Origin of the sequence: Bacteroides cellulosilyticus DSM 14838, from assembly GCF_000158035.1 — a bacterium.
Classification (GTDB): Bacteria; Bacteroidota; Bacteroidia; order Bacteroidales; family Bacteroidaceae; genus Bacteroides; species Bacteroides cellulosilyticus.
The window spans coordinates 891,671-894,774 of the sequence record NZ_EQ973491.1; the positions used below are offsets into that span (position 1 = coordinate 891,671).

The 3,104-nt window shown below is 41.3% G+C and carries 3 protein-coding genes and 1 pseudogene; 3 read left to right on the forward strand and 1 reads right to left on the reverse strand.

What is annotated here, in order from left to right; genetic code table 11:
* Both BACCELL_RS15600 and BACCELL_RS15605 read left to right on the forward strand, forming a co-directional pair.
* A partial coding sequence (locus tag BACCELL_RS15600) for a DegT/DnrJ/EryC1/StrS aminotransferase family protein (RefSeq protein ID WP_007212853.1) occupies positions 1-1,123 on the forward strand: 1,123 nt, incomplete at its 5' end.
* The gene (locus tag BACCELL_RS15605) at positions 1,123-1,710 is read left to right on the forward strand and encodes a sugar transferase (protein WP_007212854.1); all 588 of its coding nucleotides are present in this window, start codon (positions 1,123-1,125) and stop codon (positions 1,708-1,710) included. The genes BACCELL_RS15600 and BACCELL_RS15605, both read left to right, overlap by 1 nt.
* A gap of 338 nt (positions 1,711-2,048) precedes the next feature.
* Here the strand turns inward: BACCELL_RS15605 and BACCELL_RS27770 are convergent.
* Positions 2,049-2,135: pseudogene (locus tag BACCELL_RS27770) on the reverse strand (transporter); the annotation flags it as partial.
* A gap of 201 nt (positions 2,136-2,336) precedes the next feature.
* On the opposite strand from BACCELL_RS27770, the gene BACCELL_RS26075 reads away from it, so the two are divergent.
* The coding region (locus BACCELL_RS26075) for an amidophosphoribosyltransferase (RefSeq protein WP_007212856.1) at positions 2,337-3,104 on the forward strand (768 nt) is incomplete at its 3' end.

Sequence of the window (3,104 nt, forward strand, 5' to 3'; positions counted from 1 at the left end):
AAAAGCATTGGAAGAAGAAATAAAAGTATTCTCTAATGCAAAAGAAGTGCTTTGTGTAAACTCATGGACTTCGGGAGCCATTATGATGCTTCGCTGGTTGGGAGTAACAGCTGAAGATGAAGTGATTGTTCCGGCGTATACATATAGTGCTACGGCATTAGCAGTCCTTCATGCAGGTGCAAAGCCTGTTATGGTAGATTCCGGAGAGGATTTCAATATCTCTGTGGATGCTATTCAAAAAGCAATTACGCCAAGGACCAAGGCTATTATTCCGGTAGATATTGCGGGCTTCCCTTGTGATTACGACCGTATCATGAGACTCGTTAATGAACCGGAAATACGCAACCTGTTTCAGGCGACGTCATTGGTACAGGAAAAATTGGGACGTATCCTTGTTATGAATGATGCGGCCCATTCTTTGGGTGCTTATTATAACAAGAATCAGCGTACAGGGTGCGAAACGGATATTGCTATCTTCTCTCTTCACGCCGTAAAGAATGTGACGACGGCCGAAGGAGGAGCCATCTGCCTGAATTTGCCCGAACCGTTTGATAATGCGGAACTCTACAAAGAATTGCGTATGATGAGTTTGAATTGTCAAACTAAAGATGCTTTTTCCAAATCCAAAGCCGGTGGTTGGCGTTATGACATAGTCGGTCTGGGAATGAAAATAAATATGGCTGACGTAAATGCTGCTATCGGTTTGGCTCAGATACGGGAATATCCTGAACTACTGAAAGAACGTAAAAGAGTATTCAATACTTATTCTAAAGCATTTGCTGATTGTGATTGGGCTATTTTGCCACCTTCTGAAGATGGAGAAAAAGAAAGCTCATATCATATCTATGCATTGCGTATCAAAGATTTCACAGAGGAACAGCGTGATCGTATGATTGATGAAATCGCGAAAAGCGAGGTTGCCGTGAACGTTCATTTTATCCCGATGCCGATGCTTTCCTTCTTCAGCTCATTGGGATATGATATAAAGAACTATCCACAAGCTTATGAGAATTTTAAGGGTGAAATCTCCTTGCCCATTTATCCACAGTTGGATGAAGAAAAGCTGGACTTTATAATCAAAGCTGTAAAAGATGCATACCTTAAAGTGACTGTTGATAGGTGATGATTCGTTTTTTTGATATTTTATTTTCCTTTCTGGGCATTCTATTCTTATCTCCTGTTTTCCTTTTCCTGTATATTGCTATCCGTCTGGAAAGTAAAGGTGGTGGTTTCTATAAACAGCTACGTGTGGGACGTGGAGGGACGGATTTTTATGTCTATAAGTTCCGCTCAATGCGTATAGGAGCTGATAAGCAAGGTTTGATAACTGTAGGCGGACGAGATCCCCGGATTACCCGTATCGGGTATTTTATCCGCAAATATAAATTAGATGAACTACCTCAGTTATTCAATGTACTGAAAGGTGATATGAGTCTGGTAGGCCCGCGTCCGGAGGTTCGTAAATATGTGGAACTCTACACTGAGGAACAGCGGAGAGTATTGTCTGTTCGCCCGGGAATTACGGATTATGCATCTATAGAATATGTAGATGAAAATACGATTTTAGGACAGGCTGAGGATGCGGACAAGGCATATGTAGAACAAATACTGCCGGATAAAATATGCTACAATATGAAATATATAGAGCATCGTTCGGTGAAGGAATATTTCAAGATTATATTTCTGACTATATGGAGTATTGTACATTGATCAAATCGGTAATAAAGGTTATGAGATGGTTGTTTATCCCATATTATGTTTGGAAAAAGTAGTTTAAAATAAGATATGGAAAAGATCGAAGCTCAGTTTCGGCCTTTTTTATTCTTTCAACAACGACGTTTGTGACAACCTCAAACTACTATTCGGTGTCTGGAAAAGTCCGAAACCAATGCCGCAAAGGATTAATCGAAGCCTGATACAAAATATCCCCATACCGATACTTCCCAATATTCTCGGATGAATACATTCCATCAAATAACCGGCAACCAGTGCGGCAACTAAAGTTGCAAGAGGCCAGGGAATTAATAATAACCTGGTCATTACCTCGCTACAATAGCCAATTGATAACCATTGACAATCCAAGTAATCACAGAGTCCGAAGTTCCAAAATCATGTGCGAGGGTAGGGAGGATTACAGTATTTCCTGTGATTTTCCATCCTGAACCATATAATTTCTTTTATCTGCGAATTAAACAAAACGTTCAATCTGCTGTTCGGAAACCTGCATAAAAATAAGTTTTTTTAGAAATTGTCTCGTAGGAAAGTAACGTGGAGAAGAAACTTCTTTGTACCTTTGTGCCCGTCAATACTAAAATCAATAATAAATAATAGGATTTATGGGAGGATTTTTCGGGACAGTCTCCAAAGCGAGCTGTGTGACGGATTTATTTTACGGTACGGATTATAATTCACATTTAGGAACTAAGCGGGGCGGACTTGCCACGTATGATGCAGAAGAGGGCATGTTTGCCCGATCCATTCATAACCTGGAGAGCACTTATTTCCGAACCAAGTTTGAAGACGAACTGGATAAGTTTAAAGGAAATGTCGGAATAGGAATCATCAGCGACACAGACCCGCAACCCATCATCATTAACTCCCACCTCGGACGCTTCGCCATTGTAACAGTAGCCAAAATTGTGAATCTGGAAGAAATAGAAGCAGAGCTACTTTCCCAAAATATGCACTTCGCCGAACTGAGTTCAGGCAATACTAATCAAACCGAGCTTATCTCACTACTCATCATACAAGGAAAAACTTTTGTAGAAGGTATAGAAAATGTTTACCGCCGTGTCAAAGGCTCTTGCTCTATGCTGTTGTTATCAGAAGATGGCAGTATCATTGCGGCTCGTGACAAGTGGGGGCGCACTCCGATTGTAATTGGCCGGAAAGAAGGGGCATACGCTGCAACCAGTGAGTCAAGCAGTTTCCCGAATCTGGATTATGAAATAGACCGCTATCTCGGTCCGGGAGAGATTGTTCGTATGACTGCCGATGGAGTGGAACAATTGCGGAAGCCGGAGGAAAAGATGCAGATTTGTTCTTTCCTGTGGGTATATTACGGTTTTCCCACTTCCTGCTATGAAGGTCGCAATGTAGAGGAA

What these genes read in the sequence shown, in the direction of transcription:
- BACCELL_RS15605 (WP_007212854.1), top strand. Translation starts at nt 1,123, where the DNA reads ATGATTCGTTTTTTTGATATTTTATTTTCCTTTCTGGGCATTCTATTC.